The sequence below is a fragment of the Aeromonas genomosp. paramedia genome (assembly GCF_023093515.1).
Lineage (GTDB): Bacteria > Pseudomonadota > Gammaproteobacteria > Enterobacterales > Aeromonadaceae > Aeromonas.
The window spans coordinates 25250-44355 of the sequence record NZ_JAAROG010000018.1; the positions used below are offsets into that span (position 1 = coordinate 25250).

Consider the following 19106-nt stretch of genomic DNA (forward strand, 5'->3'; position numbering starts at 1 on the left):
CTTACATCAAAACAGCGGCGCCCCAGGGGCGCCGTTTTCATTATGCGCTAAACTCAGTAGCCATCAGTGTCAGTCGACCCCTTATTTTTTGGGGTAAAATAACAAACTTGGGTCTGACAAAAAAAGCAGACATTCTGTGATAAATCTCATATCCTGTGCCGCGTCACGAGGTGTTTACCGGCTAGGTATCACAAGGTAACAAAGTGTTATTTTTCGTTATAAATTAATTTCAGGCCAGTCCTGACGCGGCTTGCAGCCCGATAACGAAAAGACTTAGCCTGGACGCCGAATACTGCACAGAAAATTGACCTGGATTAAACCATTGCAGGTCTGATTTCGTTACTTTACAACATATCCATACTGACACGGTGAGACAGGAAGCCTCATTAGCGACCATCTCTCCACACAATATCAATAATATGGGGTGAAACCATGTACGAGAAGTCTGTTGTTATTACTGCTGAAAACGGCCTGCACACCCGTCCCGCAGCTCAGTTCGTGAAAGAAGCCAAAGAATTCCAAAGCGAGATCACTGTGGTCTCCGGTGGCAAATCCGCCAGCGCCAAGAGCCTGTTCAAGCTGCAGACCCTGGGCCTGACCAAAGGCACCAACGTGACCATCCAGGCCGACGGCCCGGACGCTCAGAAAGCCGTTGAGAAGCTGGTTGCCCTGATGGACGAGCTGGAGTAATCCAGCTTTACTCCTCCCCCACAGTCGTTTTAATAGGAAGGATTATGATATCTGGCATTCTTGCGTCCCCCGGTATCGCATTCGGTAAGGCGCTTCTTCTGAAAGAAGATGAAATCGTTATCAATCAGGGCAAGATTTCTGCTGACCAGATTGACGTCGAGATCAACCGCTTCCTCGAAGCCCGCACCAAGTCAGCCGCACAGCTGGAAGCCATCAAAGAGATGGCCGGTCGTACCTTCGGTGAAGAAAAAGAGGCCATCTTCGAAGGCCACATCATGCTGCTCGAAGATGAGGAGCTGGAAGGGGATATCAGATCCTTCATCAAAGACAACAAGGCGTCCGCCGACAAAGCCATCTATGAGGTGATCGAACAGTACGCCAAGATGATGGCCGAGCTGGACGATCCTTACTTGCGCGAGCGCGCCACCGACTTCCGTGACATCGGTACCCGTCTGGTGAAGAACGTGCTGGGCATCGCCGTTGTCAACCTGAGCACCATAGACGAAGAGGTCATCCTGGTCGCCAAAGACCTGACCCCGTCCGAAACCGCTCAGATCAACCTGAAATACGTGCTGGGTTTTGTCACCGACATCGGTGGCCGTACCTCTCACACCTCCATCATGGCCCGCTCCCTGGAGCTGCCGGCCATCGTGGGCACCAACGACATCACTGCGCGCGTCAACAACGGTGACATGCTGGTACTGGATGGCATCAACAACCAGATCATCATCAACCCGACCGCAGAGCAGCTGGCTGAAGCCAAGAAATTCCAGGCCCAGTTCCAGGCCGAAAAGGACGAACTGGCCAAGCTGAAAGACCTGCCCGCCATCACCCTGGATGGTCATCAGGTCGAAGTCTGCGCCAACATAGGTACCGTCAAGGATACCGAGGGTGCCATCCGCAATGGCGCCGAAGGCGTGGGTCTGTACCGCACCGAGTTCCTGTTCATGGATCGTGATGCGCTGCCGACCGAAGAGGAGCAGTTCAAGGCCTACAAAGAAGTGGCAGAGGCCATGCCGGATCAGCCGATCATCGTCCGCACCATGGACATCGGCGGCGACAAAGAACTGCCCTACATGAATTTCCCGAAAGAGATGAACCCCTTCCTAGGCTGGCGTGCCGTGCGTATTTTCTTCGATCGCGAAGACATCATGCACGCCCAGCTGAAGGCCATACTGCGTGCCTCTGCCTTCGGCAAACTGCGCATCATGTTCCCGATGATCATCTCCGTCGAAGAGTTCCGCAGCCTCAAGGCAACCGTGGAACAGCTGAAGGCCGAACTGCGTGCCGACGGCAAAGCCTTTGATGAATCCATCGAAGTGGGTATCATGATCGAGACCCCGGCTGCTGCCGTGATGGCTCATCATCTGGCCAAGGAAGTGGATTTCTTCAGTATCGGTACCAATGACCTGACCCAGTACACTCTGGCCGTCGATCGTGGTAACGAGATGATTTCCGCCATGTACAACCCGCTGTCACCCTCCGTCCTGACCCTGATCAAGATGGTAATCGACGCTTCCCATGACAATGGCAAGTGGACCGGTATGTGCGGTGAACTGGCTGGTGACGAACGCGCCACCCTGCTGCTGCTGGGTATGGGTCTGGATGAGTTCTCCATGAGCGCCATCTCTGTACCGCGTATCAAGAAGCTTATCCGCAACACCAACTTCGAAGATGTGAAGGCAATGGCAGACCAGGCACTGAGCTATGCGACCGCCGCCGAAATCGAAGCCTGTGTAGATAACTTTATTAAGCAGAAGGCAGTCTGCTAAGATCGGCTGCAAACAGCGACAATCATCTCTAGGAGCTTTTACTATGGGTCTGTTTGATAAACTGAAGAAACTGGTCTCCGATGACAGTTCTGACACCGGTGGCATCGAAATCTTTGCTCCGCTGTCTGGCGAAATCGTGCCGATCGAAGATGTACCTGACGTTGTCTTCGCCGAGAAGATCGTCGGTGACGGCATCGCCATCAAGCCGGCTGGCAACAAGATGGTTGCACCGTGCGACGGCACCATCGGCAAGATCTTCGAGACCAACCACGCGTTCTCTCTGGAATCCGACTCTGGTATCGAGCTGTTCGTTCACTTTGGTATCGACACCGTCGAGCTGAAAGGCGAAGGCTTCACCCGCATCGCCCAGGAAGGTCAGAAGGTCAAGCGCGGTGATACCATCATCGAGTTCGATCTGGCCGTACTGGAAGCCAAGGCGAAGTCCACCCTGACTCCGGTCGTCATCTCCAACATGGATGAGATCAAAGAGCTGATCAAGATGACTGGCGCCGTGACCGTGGGCGAGACCCCGGTTATCCGCATCAAGAAATAATGCGCCGCTGGCTGGTGCCAGCTGCCGCAACAAAAAACCGAAGCCCCGGGCTTCGGTTTTTTTATGGGCGGAGCTCGCCCCTTGCCCCTCTCCCAACAAAAGGCCCCGGTGACAGGGGCCTTTTGCCATGGACGCACATCATCCCCAGGGCAATACCACCCGGCTCTCCCCCCCACCGAGGGCCTCGACCCTGATTTGCACGCCGATCCGCTCCACCAGAGTCTGAACGTGGGAGATGACCCCGATCTGGCGGCCCGCTGCCTGCAGGGAGTCCAGGCTGGAGAGCGCCAGATCCAGGCTGTCCGGATCCAGGGTGCCAAACCCCTCGTCGATGAACAGCGACTCGACCTGGGTCTGGCGCGACGACAGGCTGGAGAGTGCCAGCGCCAGGGCCAGCGACACCAGGAAGCTCTCGCCGCCGGAGAGGGAGTCCACAGAGCGCACCTCGTCCCCCATGTCCAGATCCACCACCTGCAGCGCCAGATCCGTACCGGGCACCCGCTCCAGCCGATAGCGCGGCGACAGCTCGCCGAGCTGGGCATTGGCCTCCAACAATAGACGTTCGAGCGTGAGGCTCTGGGCGAAGGTGCGCAGCTTGGCGCCGCTGGCGGAGCCGATAAGCTCGGACAACTGCAGCCAGTGATCCGCCACCGCCTGCTGGGCCGCCAGCGCCTCCTGCAGGCTGCCCGCCTTCAGTGCCGCCGCCTCGGCCTGGGCCAGGGTGCTCTTGCACTGGAACAGCTGCTCTTCCAGCTCGCGGCAATGGGCCTCGCAGGCCCCCAGACGCTCGGCAAGGGCCTCGGCCGTGAGGGCGGTCAGCTCCCCATGATGCTCCCTATAGCGCGCCAGCTTGGCCTCCTCCTGGGCCAGCGCCCGCTGACGCTCGGTCAGCCGGGTGCGGGCCTCTGCCAGGGCATCGTCCAGGCGCTGCAAAGCGGTGCGGCGAGCCCTGAGCTCATCCGGCGTGATGGCCAGCAGTCGACGCAGATCATATTCGGCGATGCCGAGGGTGCCGGCATGGGCCGCCCAGCGCCCCAGCGCCTCGCGGCGACGACGGCTGCTCACCTGCTTGTCCTGCTCGAGATGGGCCAGCCTGGCCTTGAGCTCGGTCTGCTTCTCCCGGGCGACCCGCAGCGCCGTCACCGCCTCCTCGAGCTGGCTGGCCGCCAGCTGCAGCCGCTGTTGCCACTCCTGCTCGACCAGGGCGATGGATCGGCCTTCGAGGCAGGCCTCCCGGCTGGCGAGCAGCCCCTGACGCTGCTGCTCATGCTCCTTGTAGTCGCGCTCCAGCTTGTGCAGCAGCTCGTTCTGGCTCTGCACCCGCGCCTCCTGGGCGCTCAGGGCCGGGGTCAGAGTGGCTAGCTCGCCGCCAAGCTGCTCCCACTCACTCTGTCCACGCAGATACGCCTCGCAGGTCTGCTGCCACTCCTGCCATTGCCGGCTGCCAAGCCACTGGCGCCAGGGCTCGGCCCCCATCTGTTCATCGAGGCGGGCCTCCCCTAGTGCCAGGCGCTGGCGCAGTGACACCTCCTGCTCGGCCAGCGCCTTCAGCTCGGCCTCCCACTCAATCCTTTGCCGCTCGGCCTCCTGCCACTGCTGCTCAAACTGCTGATGGCGGGCGGTCAGCTCGGTCAGCTGGTTGCGCAGTCCCAGCAGCCTCTGCTGCCCCTGCTGGGCCTGCTGCAGTTTCTGCTGCCCGGCCACGAGATCCGACTCCAGAGCCTCCCCCAGTGCCAGCAGGCGAGCCAGCAGCTCGGTCCACTGCGCCGGGCTTTGCCGCAAGGGCAGCCCCTGCCCCGGCAGGGCATCCCCTCCCAGTTGCAGCCAGCGCTGGGCAAACTGCTCGGACCGTGTCTCCAGCTCGGGTTGATGCTGCTGACGGACAGCCAGCTGACGCGCCAGCTCGACCCGCTCGCTCTCCCCCTGAATATGCTGATGGTTGAGCTGCTCCCACTCCAGATCCAGCTGGCGGACACGCTCGGCCAGTTGCGCCAGTATGCCGGCCACCTGGGGCTGGCTTCGGGTGTAGGGATGCTCCTCGGCACCGCAGAGCGGACAGGGCGTCCCGTCGCTCAACACGTGACGATACTGCTCGAAGCTCGCCACGGCGCGGGCCTGCTCCAGGGCATGGCGCGCCTCCCCGCGCTGGGTGGCGAGCCGCGCCAGCGCCGGCGCCAGCTCCTCGTGCTGGGCCCTCAGCCGGGCAAGATGCTGCTCGAGCTGCGCCATCTCCTGCAGCAAGCGCTCCTGCTGTTCGCTGTGGTTGCGGCCCGCCTGGGCCAGCTCCAGCAGTTGGCGAACCCGGGCCAGTTGCTCGGTCCGGGCCTGACGCTGCTCCTGCGCCCTGGCCACCTCGGCGTCCCACTCCTGCCCCTGCAGCTCATCGTGCTGCTGTTGCAATCGGGTACGCTCCTGCTGCCAGTAGTCACGCTCCTGCTGCCCCAGCGCCAGCCGGCTGACGAGATCCCGCAGGGCATGGCCCTTGTGCTCGCGGCTTTGCAGCACGCGCTGCAACTGCTCTCTGTCCGCCGCCCAGTCCTGGATGGCCGCGAGCAAGGGTTGCCACTGACGCGCCAGCGGGGCCAGGGCCTTGCGCTCCTCGAGCCAGAGAGCCCACTGCTGACGGCGCACCGTCAGGGCCTCGACCCGGCTCGCCTGCTGCTGCCACTCCTGCTGCAGCGCCTGTTGCAGGGCGCGTGCCTGGGTCCCCTGCTGCCGGGTCTCCTGCAACTGCTGGCTCTTCTCCTTGAGCCGGGTATCGAGCTCCTGCGCCCGCTTGAGCTCGGGTTGCAGGGCGCCCCACTCCCGCTCTGCGGCAATCTTGTCGGCCAGCAGCTGCTGCTCGCGCAGCGCGGCCTGCTGCAACACGGGTTCAACCTGCTCCAGCTGGGACGCAAGCTGGCCTATCTGCTGCTCCTGCTGCTGCACCTCCAGGGTGAGGCGGGCAAGTTCGTCGTGATCGGCGCGGGCCACCTGGGCCTGCTCGGCGCGGGCAAACTCTTCCCGCCCGGGCGCCGCCTCGCCGTGAGCGGCCTCGGCGGCGGCCAGCGCCTCCTGCCCCTCCCGGCAGGCCTGCAACTGGGCGGCAATCCGTCCGTTGAGATCCCGCAAGTCCTGCAACAGCTGACGCTGCTGCTGCTCGTGCTTGAGGCTGGTGGAGAGACTCAGCTGCCGGGCGACCCAGTGCTCGCGCGTCTCGTCATCCATCAGGGCCACGTCGCCGAGCCGCTGCTGTATGGTCGCCAGCGCCTGCTGCTCGGCCCGCGCCCGCTCATGGGTCTGGATGGAGATGGCGGAGTAGAGCTCGGTGCCCGTCATCCGCTCGAGCAGGGCGGAGCGCTCATCGGCGCTCGACTTGAGGAAGGCGGCGAACTCCCCTTGCGGCAGGATGACGGCGCGGCGGAACTGCTCCCAGGAGAGGCCCACCAGCTCGTCGATGCGATCCTGCAGCTCCCGCTTGCTGCCACTGAACACCTGCCCCGACTCGACGTCGGTCAGGCTGCGCTCCTGGGCCTGGAAGCGCCCCTCCGAGCGATTGCGGGCACGGCGCACCGCCCAGCGCGCCAGCCAGATGCGGCCGTCGCAGCCGCGAAACTGCACCTCGGCACAGCCACTGGCGTGGCCACGGCTCAAGATGCCGCGCACGTCGTTCGCCTTGAGCTTCTCTTCGTCATCCGCCCTGCCCACTTCGGCCACATGCTTGCGATTGGCGATAAAGCGCGGCATCTCGTCATAGAGGGCGAGGCAGATGGCGTCGAGCAAGGTGCTCTTGCCCGCGCCTGTATTGCCGGTGATGGCAAAGAGCCCGGCGGCGCCCAGCGCCCCCTTGGTTAAGTCGATGGTGAAAGCCCCGGTCAGGCTGGCCAGGTTCTCCCCTGCCAGAGACAAGATTTTCATGAATGGCACTCCTTCATCCGCATCTCTTTATGCTCGGGGCGGCTTGCTCGCGCCTGGCCCTCACCGGAGCGCAACAAGATTTTCATGAGTTGGACTCCTTCACCTGCTCCAGGATCTCTTCAAACGACGCCACCAACTCGGCCGCCGGCTCCCCCTCGAACTGCCGCTGATAGCAGAGGCGAAACACCTCCGTGGGAGCGAGCTCATCCAGCCTGCGCCGCTCGCGACCATCGGCCAGCCCCGCCCCCGAGCCCTGATACTGGGTGCTGATGCGGGCCAGACGCACCGGCTTGCCCGCCATGGCCGCCAGAATGCGCTCGCGGATGCGCGCCTCGGGTTTGGGCAGCAGCAGCCGTACCTCGAGGAAGGGCTGCGCCTCCTGGGGACAGTCGGGCAGGGAGAGCGCCTCTATGGCGTTCAACGCCTCCTCGAGTGTGCCCTGGGGCAGGCGGATCATCTCCACCGCACGGGGCACGGGGATCCGCTCCAGCCCCGCCAGCTTGCCCCCCTCAAACCTGACCTCCAGCACCTGGTGGTTGTAGTTGGCCTCGGCCAGGGAGAGCGGCAGCGGCGAGCCGCTGTAGTGCACCCCTTCGGCCGGGCTCTGGGCCAGATGGAGATGGCCAAGGGCCGTGTATTCGGCGGCAGCGAAGATGTCGGCAGGCAGGGCGTGCTGGTTGCCCCCCAGCACCCGCCGCTCGGAGAGCTCCGAGAGCTGGCCCGCCGCCAGGTAGGCGTGGCCCATGGCGATAAGGGCCTGGCCGGGCTCGCAGCGCGCACGGCCTTGCGCCAGCACGTCCTGGTAGATCTGGCGAACCCCCTCGATCAGCCGATCCTGCCCCTCTTCGAGCGGCTCCACCCGCAGATCGCTGCTGCGAAGAAAAGGCACGGCGGCGCACCAGGCGGCCACCTTGCCCTCCCTGTCTTGCAGCGGCACCAGCAGGCGATCGGTTTCAAGCTTGCCCTCCCCGTCCCGGCTGATGCTGCCCACCAGGTGCAGGTCGAAGGCTCGCAGCAGCTCGTGGGGGGCGTCCAGCTTGGAGGGGGAGTCGTGGTTGCCACCGATCAGCACCATGTTGAGGCGGGGCATCTCGGCGCGCAGCCTGGCCAGGAAGCGATAGAGCTGCTGCCAGGCGCTGGCGGGCGGATTGGCGGTATCGAACAGATCCCCTGCAACCAGCAGGGCATCGATCTGCCGCGTCTTGATGGTGTCGGTCAGCCAGTCGAGAAAGGCATCGTGTTCGAAGCGGCGTTCATGGCCATGGAGTTGATGGCCAAGATGCCAGTCGGCTGTGTGCAGGATCTTCATGAAAAACGGCTCGAAAGATAAGAGGGGAGGTGCCAGTGGTACCCGATGAGGACAAGATGAGGATACGCCCCTCTTTTTTCAAGCAAAACAGGCCGCTGACGTCAGATTCAGACGGGCTGGCAATGCATCTCATACTGGGGATGGCCGGTCAGGGGATCCGAGACTTCATTCCCGATCCTGAATCCGTGGCGGCGATAGAAGCGCACCGCCGGCTCGTTTTCCACGAAGACCCGGGTATGGAGCGCCCCCCCCTGCTGCTTGGCCTCCTGCAGCAGGGCATGGCCGACCCCGCGCCCCTGGCGGTCGGGTCGCACGAAGAGGGCGGCCAGGTAGTCATCCACCAGGGCCATGAAACCGAGCAGCTCGCCGCGCTCCTCGAACACCCAGATGCGGGCATGGTCGAGGTAGCGGGTACGCAGCTCCTCCTGAGCCTGCCACCAGCAGGAAGCGTCAACGAAATCATGGGCCTGCAAGGATGCCAGCAGCCAGATCTCGACGATCTCTTCCATGTCTTCCGGCCGGCTCGCTCTCAACATATTCGCATCCTTGTTAACAATTTGAACACTCGCAGTCTAGGGGAGTTCGATGACAAGACGGGCGGTCAAGATGAGGCCATGTGAAGTCGATCGCCCTTTATTTAGCGAGAATGATTGGCTGATCACAAAGCGCCTCTCTAGTACAATGCCCGCCGGACAATCTATGAGACCGAGGACGCCATGTGGTTTAAAAACCTGCAGATTTATCGCTTTACCCGCCCCTTTGACCTGACCGTGGATCAGCTGGAAACCCAGCTCGAGGCCTGTGCCTTCACCCCGTGCGGCAGTCAGGACATCTCCCGGTTCGGGTGGGTCAAGCCCCTCGGTAAATTCGGCTCCACCCTGACCCATTCAGCCTCCGGTCACATCCTGCTCTGCGCCCGCAAGGAAGAGAAGATGCTGCCGGGCACAGTAGTCAAGGAGATGCTGGCGGAGAAGGTGGAAGCGATCGAATTCGAGCAGGGCCGCGCCCTCAAGAAGAAGGAGAAGGAGGCGCTGAAGGAGGAGATCATGCATACCCTGCTGCCCCGCGCCTTCAGCCGCACCAGCCAGACCTTCGCCTGGATAAGTCCCGCCGACAACCTGATGGTGGTGGACGCAGGCTCCGCCAAGAAGGCGGACGATCTGCTGGCGTTGCTGCGCAAGAGCATAGGCACCCTGCCGGTGGTGCCGGTGGCCCTCAAGAACCCGCCCGAGATCACCATGACCGAGTGGCTCAACGAGGGCAATCTGCCCGCCAGCTTCACCCTGGAAGACGAGGCCGAGCTGCGCAGCGCCATGGAGCACGGCGGCATCATCCGCTGCAAGCAGCAGGATCTGATGAGCGAGGAGATCAAGAATCACCTGGCCAACGACAAGCTGGTGACCAAGCTGGCCCTGAACTGGGGCGAGACCCTGAGCTTCGTGCTGGGGGACGATCTCTCCATCAAGCGCCTCAAGTTCAGCGAAGAGCTGCGCGAGCAGAACGACGACGTCACCAGCGAGGATCCCGCCGCCCGTCTGGATGCGGACTTCGCCCTGGTGACCGCCGAGCTGGCCCAGTTCATCCCGGCGCTGTTTGCCGCCCTGGGTGGTGAAGAGCAGTCCCTCTGAGTTGTCCCCTGCCTGTAAAAAAACCGCCTGATGGCGGTTTTTTTATTCCGGGCTACCCCGCTGACGCGCAGGAACACCGCCCTCATAGCGCGCCGCGGGCCTGCAGCAGCCGGTGCAGCCGCTCGGCCAGGGCGCCATATCCCTGCGCGTTCAAGTGCACGGCGTCGGACTTGAGCCCGGGAGTGCGCAGCAGCTCGCCAAGGCTGTCGTTGTCCAGCACCAGCCCGTACTGCTCTGCCAGCTCCCCGTACAGGGGGGCGCCGTCGGCAAACAGGGACTTGCGAGGCACGGCCACCAGCAGCACCTGGGCACCGCTACCCTGCACCGCCTCTATCATGGCGGCGAGATTGGCCTTGAGCGCCCCCTCCCCGCTGCCGTGCAGTATGTCGTTGCCTCCCTCCAGCAGTATGACCAGAGCGGGCCTGTGCTCGGCCAGCAACCCGGGCAGGCGGGCCCGCCCGGCACGGCTCAACTCCCCCGAGACCCCGCCATTGATGACGGGGTGACCGCTCAGGCTCGCCAGTACGCTGGGGTAGCTCTGGGCCGGGTTGACTCCGCGCCCCACGGTCAGGCTGTCTCCGAACGCCAATATGGTCTCCCCCGCCGCCAGGGGTCTGAACCCTGGCTCCCCGCAGGCGGCCAGCAGCAGGCAGAGCAGCCCCGTCACGCAACGTCTCACCAGCCCCTCTCTGTGCATCCTGGGCTCCTCCTTGATATTTTTGTAACCATATGAGTATCAAGACAATCTTTCAATCGGGCTCCAACTGTGCCACATTTCGACGGGTGTACAAGAAACCGACAAGGAGCCTGTCATGTCCCTCAAACCCCTCGCCCTGCTGGTCGCCTTCGGCCTGCTCACCGGCTGCGCCCCCCAGAGTGCCTTTCATTATGTCCCCCCTCCCCAGACACTGATCGCCCCGGAGGCGGCCAGCGGCTGGACCGACAAGGCGGGCTGGCAGGGGCGCGACTTCATGGTGGCCGCGGCCAACCCGCTGGCGGTGGATGCGGGCTACCAGATCGTCAAGGCGGGAGGCAACGCCGTCGATGCGGCCATCGCCGTCCAGCTGGTACTGACCCTGGTGGAGCCGCAATCCTCCGGGATCGGCGGCGGCTCCCTCATGCTGGTGTGGGATGGCAAGCAGGTGGCGGCCGTGGATGGCCGTGAGACGGCACCCGCGGCGGCCACGGATCAACTGTTCATGAAGGACGGCAAGCCGATGGCGTTCTACGACGGCGTGGTGGGCGGTCGCTCGGTCGGCGCCCCCGGCACGGTGCGCGCCCTGGCCCTGGCCCACGAGCGCTATGGCAAGCTGCCCTGGGCCAGCCTGTTCGAGCCCGCCATCACCCTGGCAGAGCAGGGCTTTGTGATAAGCCCACGCCTGGCCACCCTGCTCGCCAAGGATCCCTATCTGGCCAAAGACCCCGAGGCCAGGGCCTACTTCTACCAGGCGGACGGCAGCCCCAAGACGGCGGGCACCCGCCTCACCAACCCGGCACTGGCCGGGGTACTCAGGACGCTGGCACGGGACGGTGCCGATGCCTTCTATCGAGGGCCCATCGCCGAGGCCATGGTGGCCAAGGTGCACGCCCATCCCACCAACCCCGGGGTGCTGAGCGCCGCGGATCTGGCCAGCTACAGCGCCAGACTGCGGGACGGCCTCTGCTTTGACTATCGCCAGAGCGAGGTGTGCGGCTTCCCGACCCCCTCCTCGGGCACCCTGGCCCTCGGCCAGATCTTCGGCATGCTGGAGAGCCGGGACATGGCAGCGCTCAAACCCGTGCCCGGGCCGGACGGCCGGCTGGCCGCCTCGAGCGAGGCAATCCACCTTTACAGCGAGGCGGCGCGGCTCGCCTTCGCCGATCGCAACCAGTACGTGGCCGACGGCGACTTCGTCGCCGTGCCGGTGCGCGGCATGCTGGACAAGGGCTACCTCGCCGAGCGGGGTCGACTCATCGGCGCCAGGTCCATGGGCATCGCCCAACCGGGCACCCCGCCGCAGGCACTGGCCCGTGGCCTGGATGCCACCCCCGAGCTGCCCTCCACCAGCCATGTCTCCATCGTGGATGGAGACGGCATGGCGGTCTCCATGACCAGCTCCATCGAGGACGGCTTCGGCTCCCGGCTGATGGTCAACGGCTACCTGCTCAACAACCAGCTCACGGACTTCTCCTTCACCTCGGTGGATGCCGCTGGCCTGCCGGTGGCCAACCGGGTGGAGCCGGGCAAGCGCCCGCGCTCCTCCATGTCCCCCCTGCTGGTGTTCGACAAGCAGAGCAAGCAGCTGGAGATGAGCCTGGGCTCCCCGGGTGGCTCGGCCATCATCAACTACGTGGGCAAGGCGCTGCTCGGCACCCAGGACTGGGGGCTGAACCTGCAGCAGGCCATCAACCTGCCCAACTTCGGCAGCCGCAACGGCCCCACCGAGCTGGAGCAGGGGCGCACGCCCGAGGTCGTTATCCAGGGACTCAAGGCCAGGGGTCACGAGGTGCTGCTCAATGAACAGACTTCTGGCTTGCAGGGGGTGCAACGCAATGCCGGCGGCTGGTTTGGCGCCGCAGACCCGAGGCGGGAGGGGATTGCCAGGGGCGAGTGATCCCCTGGCGCGCATCAACGGGGGCGGCGCGCGCTCTGTGTCAGCTGGCAAGGCCCCCTGGCAGCCCCTAGCTCGCATCCACCGCCCCACCGGTTTGCGCACATTTGCACCAATAAAAACCCGGGCCTGTGGCCCGGGATCTGGCACTTAACGGCGTGGGGCAAGGGCCGCCATGCACGCAATGACGGGGACTACAGCAGATCGTGCTTGTCCAGCAGCCGGTAGAGGGTGGCGCGCGAGATGTCGAGGGTGCGCGCCACCTCCTCCAGCTGGTCCGGGAAACGAGCCAGCGTCCGTTGCAGCGCCTGACGCTCCGCCGCCTCACGCACGGCCTTGAGCGAACCATCTAGCAACAGGGAGTCCATGTTGGTCAGCTCCATGTCATCGGCCTCGATGAAGGGGCCAGAACACATCACGGCTGCCCGCTGCACCCGGTTGCGCAGCTCCCTGACATTGCCGGGCCAGCCATAGGACTGCATGGCCTGACGCGCCTTGTGGGTAAAGCTCAGCATTCGCCCTCCCCGCACTTCTGCCAGGATGTCATCGGCAAGCAGCTGGATGTCCTCGGCCCGTTCGCACAGGGCAGGGGTGCGCAGCCGCACCACATTGAGCCGATAGTAGAGGTCCATGCGAAATCCGCCGCTGGCCACCGCCTGCTCCACATCGATATTGGTGGCGGCAATGACCCTCACATCCACATTCCGAGTCAGATGACTGCCCACGGCCTCTATGCTCTGCTCCTGCAAGAAGCGCAGCAGGGTCGCCTGATCCTCCAGTGGCAACTCCCCGATCTCGTCGAGGAACAGGGTGCCGCCATCGGCCGCCTCAATCTTGCCTATCTTGCGGCTCTGGGCTCCGGTGAAAGCGCCCTTGACGTGGCCGAACAGCTCGGATTGGATCAGCTGATGGGGCATGGCGCCGCAGTTGACGGCCACAAAGGGACTGTCTTCGCCGAAGGTGCTGTAGTGCAGCTCACGAGCCACCAGCTCCTTGCCGGTGCCGCTGGGCCCGGTCACCAGCACGGGCAGGCGACAATGTTGCAGCCGCATGATCTGCTCGCGCAACTGGCGAATGGCGCTGCTCTCCCCCTGGATGAAACGCAGCTGAGCCGGCATCTTGGGGCGATGGCGCCGGATGAGCTGTGCCATCCCCAGCGCATGACCCAGGCTGTGGGAGAGTCTGTCCTGATCGAGCGGGAAGGTGTGAAAATCATGAAAACAGGCTGCAAGCAGGTTGCGCAGGGCCTCGCTGGCCAGGCAATCACGCTCGATCAGGCCAATCCACAGGCTGCTGGAGTGTTGGCCAATCAGGGAATACAAGGCGTCATACTGCTCCGGCTTGATCACCACCAGCACCAGGGGATAAGCCTTTTCCTGCAATTTCTGTTCTGCCACCGCCAGGGAACTCGCCTGCTCCACTTGCCACTCGCTTTTTACCAGCAGGCTTTCCAGTACGGCACATGAATTGATGAGTAACAATGCCGTTTCTGTCATAGGGAAACTCCTTGTTATCGCCTCTGCACGAGAGAGTCTGACCATTGCTCTTTGAGGCTCACTCCTTCATCTGGACAGAGCATGACGTTCATCAAATGACGCCAACTCAAGGTAGCCAGACGATGATAACTATAAACCATCCCGCATTTAGACTGATGACACCACAATAATGAGACAGCAAAATTAACGGTGAGAAAAAATAAAGTCATTGATAAACAATGTGTTGATGAATCATATAAAAGTTCATTATCAAACCTGAGACTTAAACACAAATAACTCAAATACAAAAACAATATATATCAATAAGTTACCAATTGGCACACTCATTGCTCTCTCTAATAAGCCCTCCTGGCATATGGAGACAGAGAATGAAAACATATATTGCACTGGCAATTATTCCTCTTTCCGCATTCGCACCTCAGTCACAAGCAGAGAATCGGGTTGATCTCGGCTCGCAAGCACTCAGCAACATTCGTGGCGCCATGGGTGTCAATATGGTTGCCGGTAATAACAACCAGCAGGGCAACCTCGCCGCCATCGCCCTATCAGGGCCGGCCATCGTTCAGTTTAGCCAGCAGAATCAATCCACTACCAATCTCAATGGCAACCAGAGCGTTGCCATTCTGGGCTCGGCGCTGAGCCAGAGCCAGGGGCTGGTCGGGATCAATCAGGGCGCAGGTGAAGCCAACCAGCAGCTGAATGCCTTTGCCTTGTCGCTGGATGACAGCGGCATCGGCGTGGTGACCGACATCAACCTCAGCACCAGTGTGGCAAAGACACCTTCAGGCAAGGTGCCCTCCAACACCACCACCAGCATCTATCTGGATGACAACGCCCTGACGGGCAGCAAAGGCGTCATCCAGGTGAACCAGGTCACGGGACAGGGAAACCAGGCAGTCAACATGGTCTCCCTGCCTCTGGCTGGCGCAGTAACGACATCCCCATGATGTCGCAGGGATCGGAAGCCGAGTCCGGGGGCTTAGATTCAGCCGATGGGCAAATCTTCCACAGAAAGTTCAATGGAGAGACTCATTATGCGTGGACTTATTTATAGCTCATTAGCCGCTGCGGTTGTCATGGCCATGTCGGGCACCGCCTCCGCCGATTACCGCGGTGACAGGGATGAGACAGGGGCAACCTTGACCAAGAAGGTCAAGGCAGAGGTCGATGTGGAGTACGAAGGCGAGGTTCGTGTCGGCGGCTACATCAACGTCAACAAACTCGGCATGGCGGTCGTGGACAACCAGCAATCCAGCTCCATGATCGGCACGAACAATACAAGAACGGAGAACACGAGCAAGATTGACGGCTCGTTCAAGGGTGCATCCGGTAACGTCGGTGCCAACGTGGCGGCCGGTGACTCCAACGTACAAGGCAACAGTGGTGCCCTGGCAGCCTATGACGAAGTCGATGCCGAATTCATCATGGGTCGTGGCCAACAACATGGCATGGCCGGTGGTTCTTCGGATGCCGAGATCTTCTCCACCCAAAGCGCCAGCAATAACTGGACTGCCAACCACGGCCATCAGAACAAGGCCGGGATCGGCGATGGGGCATTCAAGGATGCCGCGGGCAACATAGGTGCCAACGTGACGTCTGGCTCGGGTAACGTTCAGGCCAACAACATGGCGGCCTCGGTGTCCACCGGCAACATGGCCGTGGCCACGGTGGCAAACAGCCAGAGCGTGTCCAAGAACATGACCGAAAACAAGAGCCTGAGCGCCACCAAGACCGTGGACTACAACCCCATCTTCCTCAAACTCAAAGCCGAGGGTGAGTACGAAGGGACGAGCAAGCAGACCAACAACGTCTATCCGGAAATCTGGAAGGATGGTGATCATCCCAATGGCGGCAGTCTCTGGGGCCACATCGACTATGACAATCAGGACGATGATGGCAGCAAGGACTCCAAGTTCAAGTTCGAGGAAGAGGGTGATATCAAGCTGAGCGGTTATGCCACTGGCTTCATACCCGTGGTCAATACCTACACCAGCCGCGAAACCTTCAACCGGGCAACCATCGATGGCGGCGCCTTCAACGGTGCCGTGGGCAACATCGGGGTGAACGTGTCGTCGGGCACCAACAACCTGCAAGCGAACAACCTCTCGCTGGCCGCAGGCTTTGCCAAGTAATGCACTTCAGAGGGGGCCTTTGCGCCCCCTTTTTTTCAGGACATGGAGGTCTCAATGCGCTGGCTACTGCTGTTGTTATTCTGCCCTGCTGCCTGGTCGGCCAATATGCCATTGGGAGAACATCTCCCGGCACTGGGGGATCTCAGCAAACCGGTACAGAGCATTCTGGAGCGCCGTTATGCCAATATCGAGCGCCAACATACAGATTTCAGCTGTGGGGCCGCCGCAGTCGCCACCATACTGCGCTACTCCTACGGCCACGTAACCAATGAACGCTGGGTGATGGACGGCATGCTGGCCATGGCTGACCCTGAACAGGTCAAGAATTTCGGCTTTTCCATGCTCGACATGAAGCAATATTTGCAGATGCTCGGCATGCGTGTCAGAGGCTATCGCCTAGGAGATGAAAAATTGCGGCAGGTGAGAGTCCCCACCATAGTGCTGCTCAATATTCGCGGCTACCAGCACTTTGCCGTGCTGCGCGCCATCGATCGCCACGACCGTGTCTATCTGGCAGACCCCGCCCTCGGCAATCGAGTGATCACCTTCAAGGAGTTCAAGGAGAGCTGGAACGGCATACTGCTTGCTGTGATCGGCGCTGGCTATCGGCCTGATGCGCCCCTTGCCAACCCTGCTCCTCCCCTGTCTGCCAGAGGAAAAGATGGGCTGTTCGCCCCCCTCAATGAAACATCCCTGCTGGAATTTGGTTTTCAGCACAAAGAGCTAATGTGAGGTCATCATGAATACCCGACCCGCCATATGCCTCATCTGCAGTCTGGGTGGCTTTGCCTCTCCGCTGCTGGCCGCCTCGGATCCTCTGGCACTGCTGTCAGACAGCTTTGCCCCCGAACTGGCCGATGGGGAACTGGCCCATCTGCGTGGCCGCTACGTCAGCAGCCACGGGATCAGCTACTTCGGCATCGAGTTCATCTCATCCCTGACCACGGCCCAGGCCCAACAAACGGCCGCCATGAACCTGGCGCTGAGCGTGGTGCACAACAAACCCAAGCTGGATGTCCGCATCAAGGATGAGGTCAAGGCTGTCACAACGACGCCCCAGAGTGCCTCCGTACAAGGCGCAGGCCTGGTGCAGGTCGTGCAACTGGAGGGGAGCGGAAACAGCTCGGTGAACCAGGCAGGTATTACACTGACGCCCCCCGCAATGACGGGACAGATCGTCTCCGCGGGCAATTACGAGCACCAGGGGGATCTTGGCACAGCCAGTTACCGGGTCTCGGGCAATTACGCCGGGTTGCAACTAAACTCCTCCGACGGACGAGTCCTGCTGGAACAGAGCCTGAGAGGCACCGACTTCAGCCGCGGTCTGCTGCAGTTCAACAAGGTCAGGGGAGACGGATTGCAGACCCTGAATCAGACCCGGATCTGGTTCTCTCGCTAACAGCAGGTGAATCCCATGGGTTGAACTATAAAAAAGGATAATAAACAACAAGGACGTATCTCGATGAAACAGTCGACCATGCTGTTGATTGCACTGACCCCCTTCACCTGCTGGGGCGCAACTGCAGAAGAAGAGGCCCTGCAACAACAGCTGGATCAGTTGCGTCAGCAATTGATCCAGCAAAATCAGGCCCTCCATCAATTACAGGCTCGCCTGGAGGCCGTCAAGGCCTCGGGAGCCACGCCTGCCGCCACAGCAGGAGGAGCAAGCGGGGCCGCCGTCGCCGCCTCCTCCCAACCCGATACGGCACGGCGCACGCCGGAAGTCGGTCGCAGTACCGAAGACCTGATGATCGAGCAACACAACGTGTTCGATCGTGCGCTGACCCTCGACTTCGGCCTCTCTTACCAGCACTACAACCGCAAGGATCTCGCCCTGCGCGGTTTCCTGGCGCTGGACGCCATCTTCCTGGGCGAAATCAACCTGGACAGGGTCCGCTCGGATCAATGGACCGCAGACCTGGTGACCCGTTACACCCTCAATGATCGTTGGCAGCTGGAACTTGCGGTGCCCTACATGTATCGCAACACCAACTATCAGAGCACCGGCAAGGAGAACTCCAGCCGCGACTTTGAGGAGCAGAGCGTCAGCGATGGCGGGCTCGGCGATCTCAGTCTCGCCATCTACTACAGGGTCCTGGCCGAGGATGAAGATTGGCCGGATCTGGTGTGGAACCTGCGGGCCAAGGCGCCGACCGGCAAGGATCCCTACGGGATAGAGCTCATTACCTCAGAATCTGGCAACCTGATGGTCCCCAAGGAGCTCGCCACCGGCAACGGGCTCTGGCAGCTGTCCACCGGCTTCTCCCTGGTCAAGACCCTGGATCCCGCCATCCTGTTCGCCAACCTCAACTATGGCCACAGCCTCAAGCAAGACTTTGACGATGTCTCCTACCAGCCCGGCGATCAGCCCGGCAGCATCCAGCTCGGTGACTGGTATGAATATGGATTGGGGGTCGCGTTTGCACTGAACGAGCGCTTCAGCCTCTCCTTCAACATCAACCAGCGCATCACCCTCGAATCCAGCCAGGGGGCCGAAGGCTTTGACATGGAGAAGGTAACCGGCTCCGATGCCAACGCGGCCAGTTTCGGTATGGGGTCCACCTGGGCCATCACGGACAAGCTCTCCATGGCAGTCAACTGGTCGGCAGGGCTCACCACGGATGCGCCTGACTACAGCATAGGGTTGCGTTTCCCCTATAGGTTCTGAGAGCGGCGAGTCGATGCAGCCTGAGCGGGCAGATGATGGTCCCATGCCATTGAAGCGGATCCAGGTGTTCACCCATCACAGAGGGAGGCATGATGCCTCCCTCTGTCGTCTCATCTGCCTCCTGACTGCCAGCGAGCCCTGCCGGCAGCCACTTCCCCAGAGAGGAGTGCCGGGACGCCCTCGAGCTCAACGCATCTGCGCCCAAAAGGGAGTGATGCCCCCTATTATTCGGCCGCCGAATCACCGGGAACACATGCCCTTCGCCATTCGCTAGTCATGACGCGAAAACTCGGTCGCGGTTTATGGGATCCCCCTGTTTGCACTACAGGGTAGGCGAGCCTAGCTGCGATACAGGGAATGACTTATCCCC

At 61.9% G+C, this 19106-nt stretch carries 15 protein-coding genes; 10 read left to right on the forward strand and 5 right to left on the reverse strand.

Annotation, left to right across the window (positions count from 1 at the left end):
* Nucleotides 1-432 precede the first annotated feature (432 nt).
* From HB860_RS13285 to crr, 3 genes are read left to right on the forward strand one after another with little or no spacing between them, the layout of a single operon-like run.
* Nucleotides 433-690, forward strand: coding sequence for an HPr family phosphocarrier protein (locus HB860_RS13285; protein WP_005303128.1), 258 nt, complete (start codon nt 433-435; stop codon nt 688-690).
* Between the two features lie 44 nt (nt 691-734).
* Nucleotides 735-2462 carry a phosphoenolpyruvate-protein phosphotransferase PtsI gene (gene ptsI / locus HB860_RS13290; RefSeq protein WP_139437541.1) on the forward strand — a complete coding sequence of 576 codons (1728 nt, stop codon included), beginning with the start codon at nt 735-737 and terminating at the stop codon, nt 2460-2462.
* A gap of 43 nt (nt 2463-2505) precedes the next feature.
* Nucleotides 2506-3015: a PTS glucose transporter subunit IIA gene (gene crr, locus HB860_RS13295; protein WP_005325875.1), complete on the forward strand. Its 510-nt coding sequence runs from the start codon at nt 2506-2508 to the stop codon at nt 3013-3015.
* 138 nt (nt 3016-3153) lie between these two features.
* Here the strand turns inward: crr and HB860_RS13300 are convergent, their stop codons facing one another.
* The 3 genes from HB860_RS13300 to HB860_RS13310 all read right to left on the reverse strand — a co-directional run bounded on the left by HB860_RS13300 (nt 3154) and on the right by HB860_RS13310 (nt 8757).
* Nucleotides 3154-6912 (reverse strand): AAA family ATPase, encoded by a 3759-nt coding sequence (locus HB860_RS13300; protein ID WP_247626961.1) that lies wholly within the window; start codon nt 6910-6912, stop codon nt 3154-3156.
* Nucleotides 6913-6994: 82 nt separating this feature from the next.
* A complete protein-coding gene (locus HB860_RS13305) occupies nt 6995-8221 on the reverse strand; it encodes an exonuclease SbcCD subunit D C-terminal domain-containing protein (protein ID WP_247626962.1) in 1227 nt (408 codons plus the stop codon).
* A gap of 107 nt (nt 8222-8328) precedes the next feature.
* Nucleotides 8329-8757, reverse strand: a complete 429-nt coding sequence (locus HB860_RS13310) for a GNAT family N-acetyltransferase (RefSeq protein WP_005331882.1) — start codon at nt 8755-8757, stop codon at nt 8329-8331.
* Between the two features lie 180 nt (nt 8758-8937).
* On the opposite strand from HB860_RS13310, the gene rdgC reads away from it, so the two are divergent.
* On the forward strand, nt 8938-9849 hold the full coding sequence (gene rdgC, locus HB860_RS13315) for a recombination-associated protein RdgC (RefSeq protein ID WP_139437535.1): 912 nt from the start codon (nt 8938-8940) through the stop codon (nt 9847-9849).
* Between the two features lie 82 nt (nt 9850-9931).
* Here rdgC and HB860_RS13320 read toward each other — a convergent pair whose 3' ends face one another.
* On the reverse strand, nt 9932-10546 hold the full coding sequence (locus HB860_RS13320; protein ID WP_247626963.1) for a GDSL-type esterase/lipase family protein: 615 nt from the start codon (nt 10544-10546) through the stop codon (nt 9932-9934).
* A gap of 115 nt (nt 10547-10661) precedes the next feature.
* On the opposite strand from HB860_RS13320, the gene ggt reads away from it, so the two are divergent.
* Nucleotides 10662-12443, forward strand: coding sequence for a gamma-glutamyltransferase (gene ggt / locus HB860_RS13325; RefSeq protein ID WP_247626964.1), 1782 nt, complete (start codon nt 10662-10664; stop codon nt 12441-12443).
* Between the two features lie 191 nt (nt 12444-12634).
* Here the strand turns inward: ggt and HB860_RS13330 are convergent, their stop codons facing one another.
* Nucleotides 12635-13936 carry a sigma-54-dependent transcriptional regulator gene (locus HB860_RS13330; RefSeq protein ID WP_247626965.1) on the reverse strand — a complete coding sequence of 434 codons (1302 nt, stop codon included), beginning with the start codon at nt 13934-13936 and terminating at the stop codon, nt 12635-12637.
* A gap of 368 nt (nt 13937-14304) precedes the next feature.
* On the opposite strand from HB860_RS13330, the gene HB860_RS13335 reads away from it, so the two are divergent.
* The 5 genes from HB860_RS13335 (at nt 14305) to HB860_RS13355 (ending at nt 18736) form a co-directional block, all read left to right on the forward strand.
* Nucleotides 14305-14883 carry a hypothetical protein gene (locus tag HB860_RS13335; protein WP_233721003.1) on the forward strand — a complete coding sequence of 193 codons (579 nt, stop codon included), beginning with the start codon at nt 14305-14307 and terminating at the stop codon, nt 14881-14883.
* A gap of 192 nt (nt 14884-15075) precedes the next feature.
* Nucleotides 15076-16068 (forward strand): hypothetical protein, encoded by a 993-nt coding sequence (locus tag HB860_RS13340; protein WP_247626966.1) that lies wholly within the window; start codon nt 15076-15078, stop codon nt 16066-16068.
* A 54-nt stretch (nt 16069-16122) separates the two neighbouring features.
* Nucleotides 16123-16800: a C39 family peptidase gene (locus HB860_RS13345; RefSeq protein ID WP_247626967.1), complete on the forward strand. Its 678-nt coding sequence runs from the start codon at nt 16123-16125 to the stop codon at nt 16798-16800.
* A 7-nt stretch (nt 16801-16807) separates the two neighbouring features.
* Nucleotides 16808-17467, forward strand: coding sequence for a hypothetical protein (locus HB860_RS13350; RefSeq protein ID WP_247626968.1), 660 nt, complete (start codon nt 16808-16810; stop codon nt 17465-17467).
* A 63-nt stretch (nt 17468-17530) separates the two neighbouring features.
* The gene (locus tag HB860_RS13355; RefSeq protein WP_139437526.1) at nt 17531-18736 is read left to right on the forward strand and encodes a transporter; all 1206 of its coding nucleotides are present in this window, start codon (nt 17531-17533) and stop codon (nt 18734-18736) included.
* The last annotated feature ends 370 nt before the right edge of the window (nt 18737-19106 follow it).

Excerpts from the sequence above, each read along its gene's own strand:
- HB860_RS13350 (WP_247626968.1), top strand. The coding sequence starts at position 16,808 with ATGAATACCCGACCCGCCATATGCCTCATCTGCAGTCTGGGTGGCTTT.
- HB860_RS13330 (WP_247626965.1), bottom strand. The coding sequence starts at position 13,936 with ATGACAGAAACGGCATTGTTACTCATCAATTCATGTGCCGTACTGGAA.
- HB860_RS13310 (WP_005331882.1), bottom strand. The coding sequence starts at position 8,757 with ATGTTGAGAGCGAGCCGGCCGGAAGACATGGAAGAGATCGTCGAGATC.
- ptsI (WP_139437541.1), top strand. The coding sequence starts at position 735 with ATGATATCTGGCATTCTTGCGTCCCCCGGTATCGCATTCGGTAAGGCG.
- HB860_RS13320 (WP_247626963.1), bottom strand. The coding sequence starts at position 10,546 with ATGCACAGAGAGGGGCTGGTGAGACGTTGCGTGACGGGGCTGCTCTGC.
- HB860_RS13300 (WP_247626961.1), bottom strand. The coding sequence starts at position 6,912 with ATGAAAATCTTGTCTCTGGCAGGGGAGAACCTGGCCAGCCTGACCGGG.
- crr (WP_005325875.1), top strand. The coding sequence starts at position 2,506 with ATGGGTCTGTTTGATAAACTGAAGAAACTGGTCTCCGATGACAGTTCT.
- HB860_RS13345 (WP_247626967.1), top strand. The coding sequence starts at position 16,123 with ATGCGCTGGCTACTGCTGTTGTTATTCTGCCCTGCTGCCTGGTCGGCC.
- ggt (WP_247626964.1), top strand. The coding sequence starts at position 10,662 with ATGTCCCTCAAACCCCTCGCCCTGCTGGTCGCCTTCGGCCTGCTCACC.
- rdgC (WP_139437535.1), top strand. The coding sequence starts at position 8,938 with ATGTGGTTTAAAAACCTGCAGATTTATCGCTTTACCCGCCCCTTTGAC.
- HB860_RS13305 (WP_247626962.1), bottom strand. The coding sequence starts at position 8,221 with ATGAAGATCCTGCACACAGCCGACTGGCATCTTGGCCATCAACTCCAT.
- HB860_RS13285 (WP_005303128.1), top strand. The coding sequence starts at position 433 with ATGTACGAGAAGTCTGTTGTTATTACTGCTGAAAACGGCCTGCACACC.
- HB860_RS13335 (WP_233721003.1), top strand. The coding sequence starts at position 14,305 with ATGAAAACATATATTGCACTGGCAATTATTCCTCTTTCCGCATTCGCA.
- HB860_RS13355 (WP_139437526.1), top strand. The coding sequence starts at position 17,531 with ATGAAACAGTCGACCATGCTGTTGATTGCACTGACCCCCTTCACCTGC.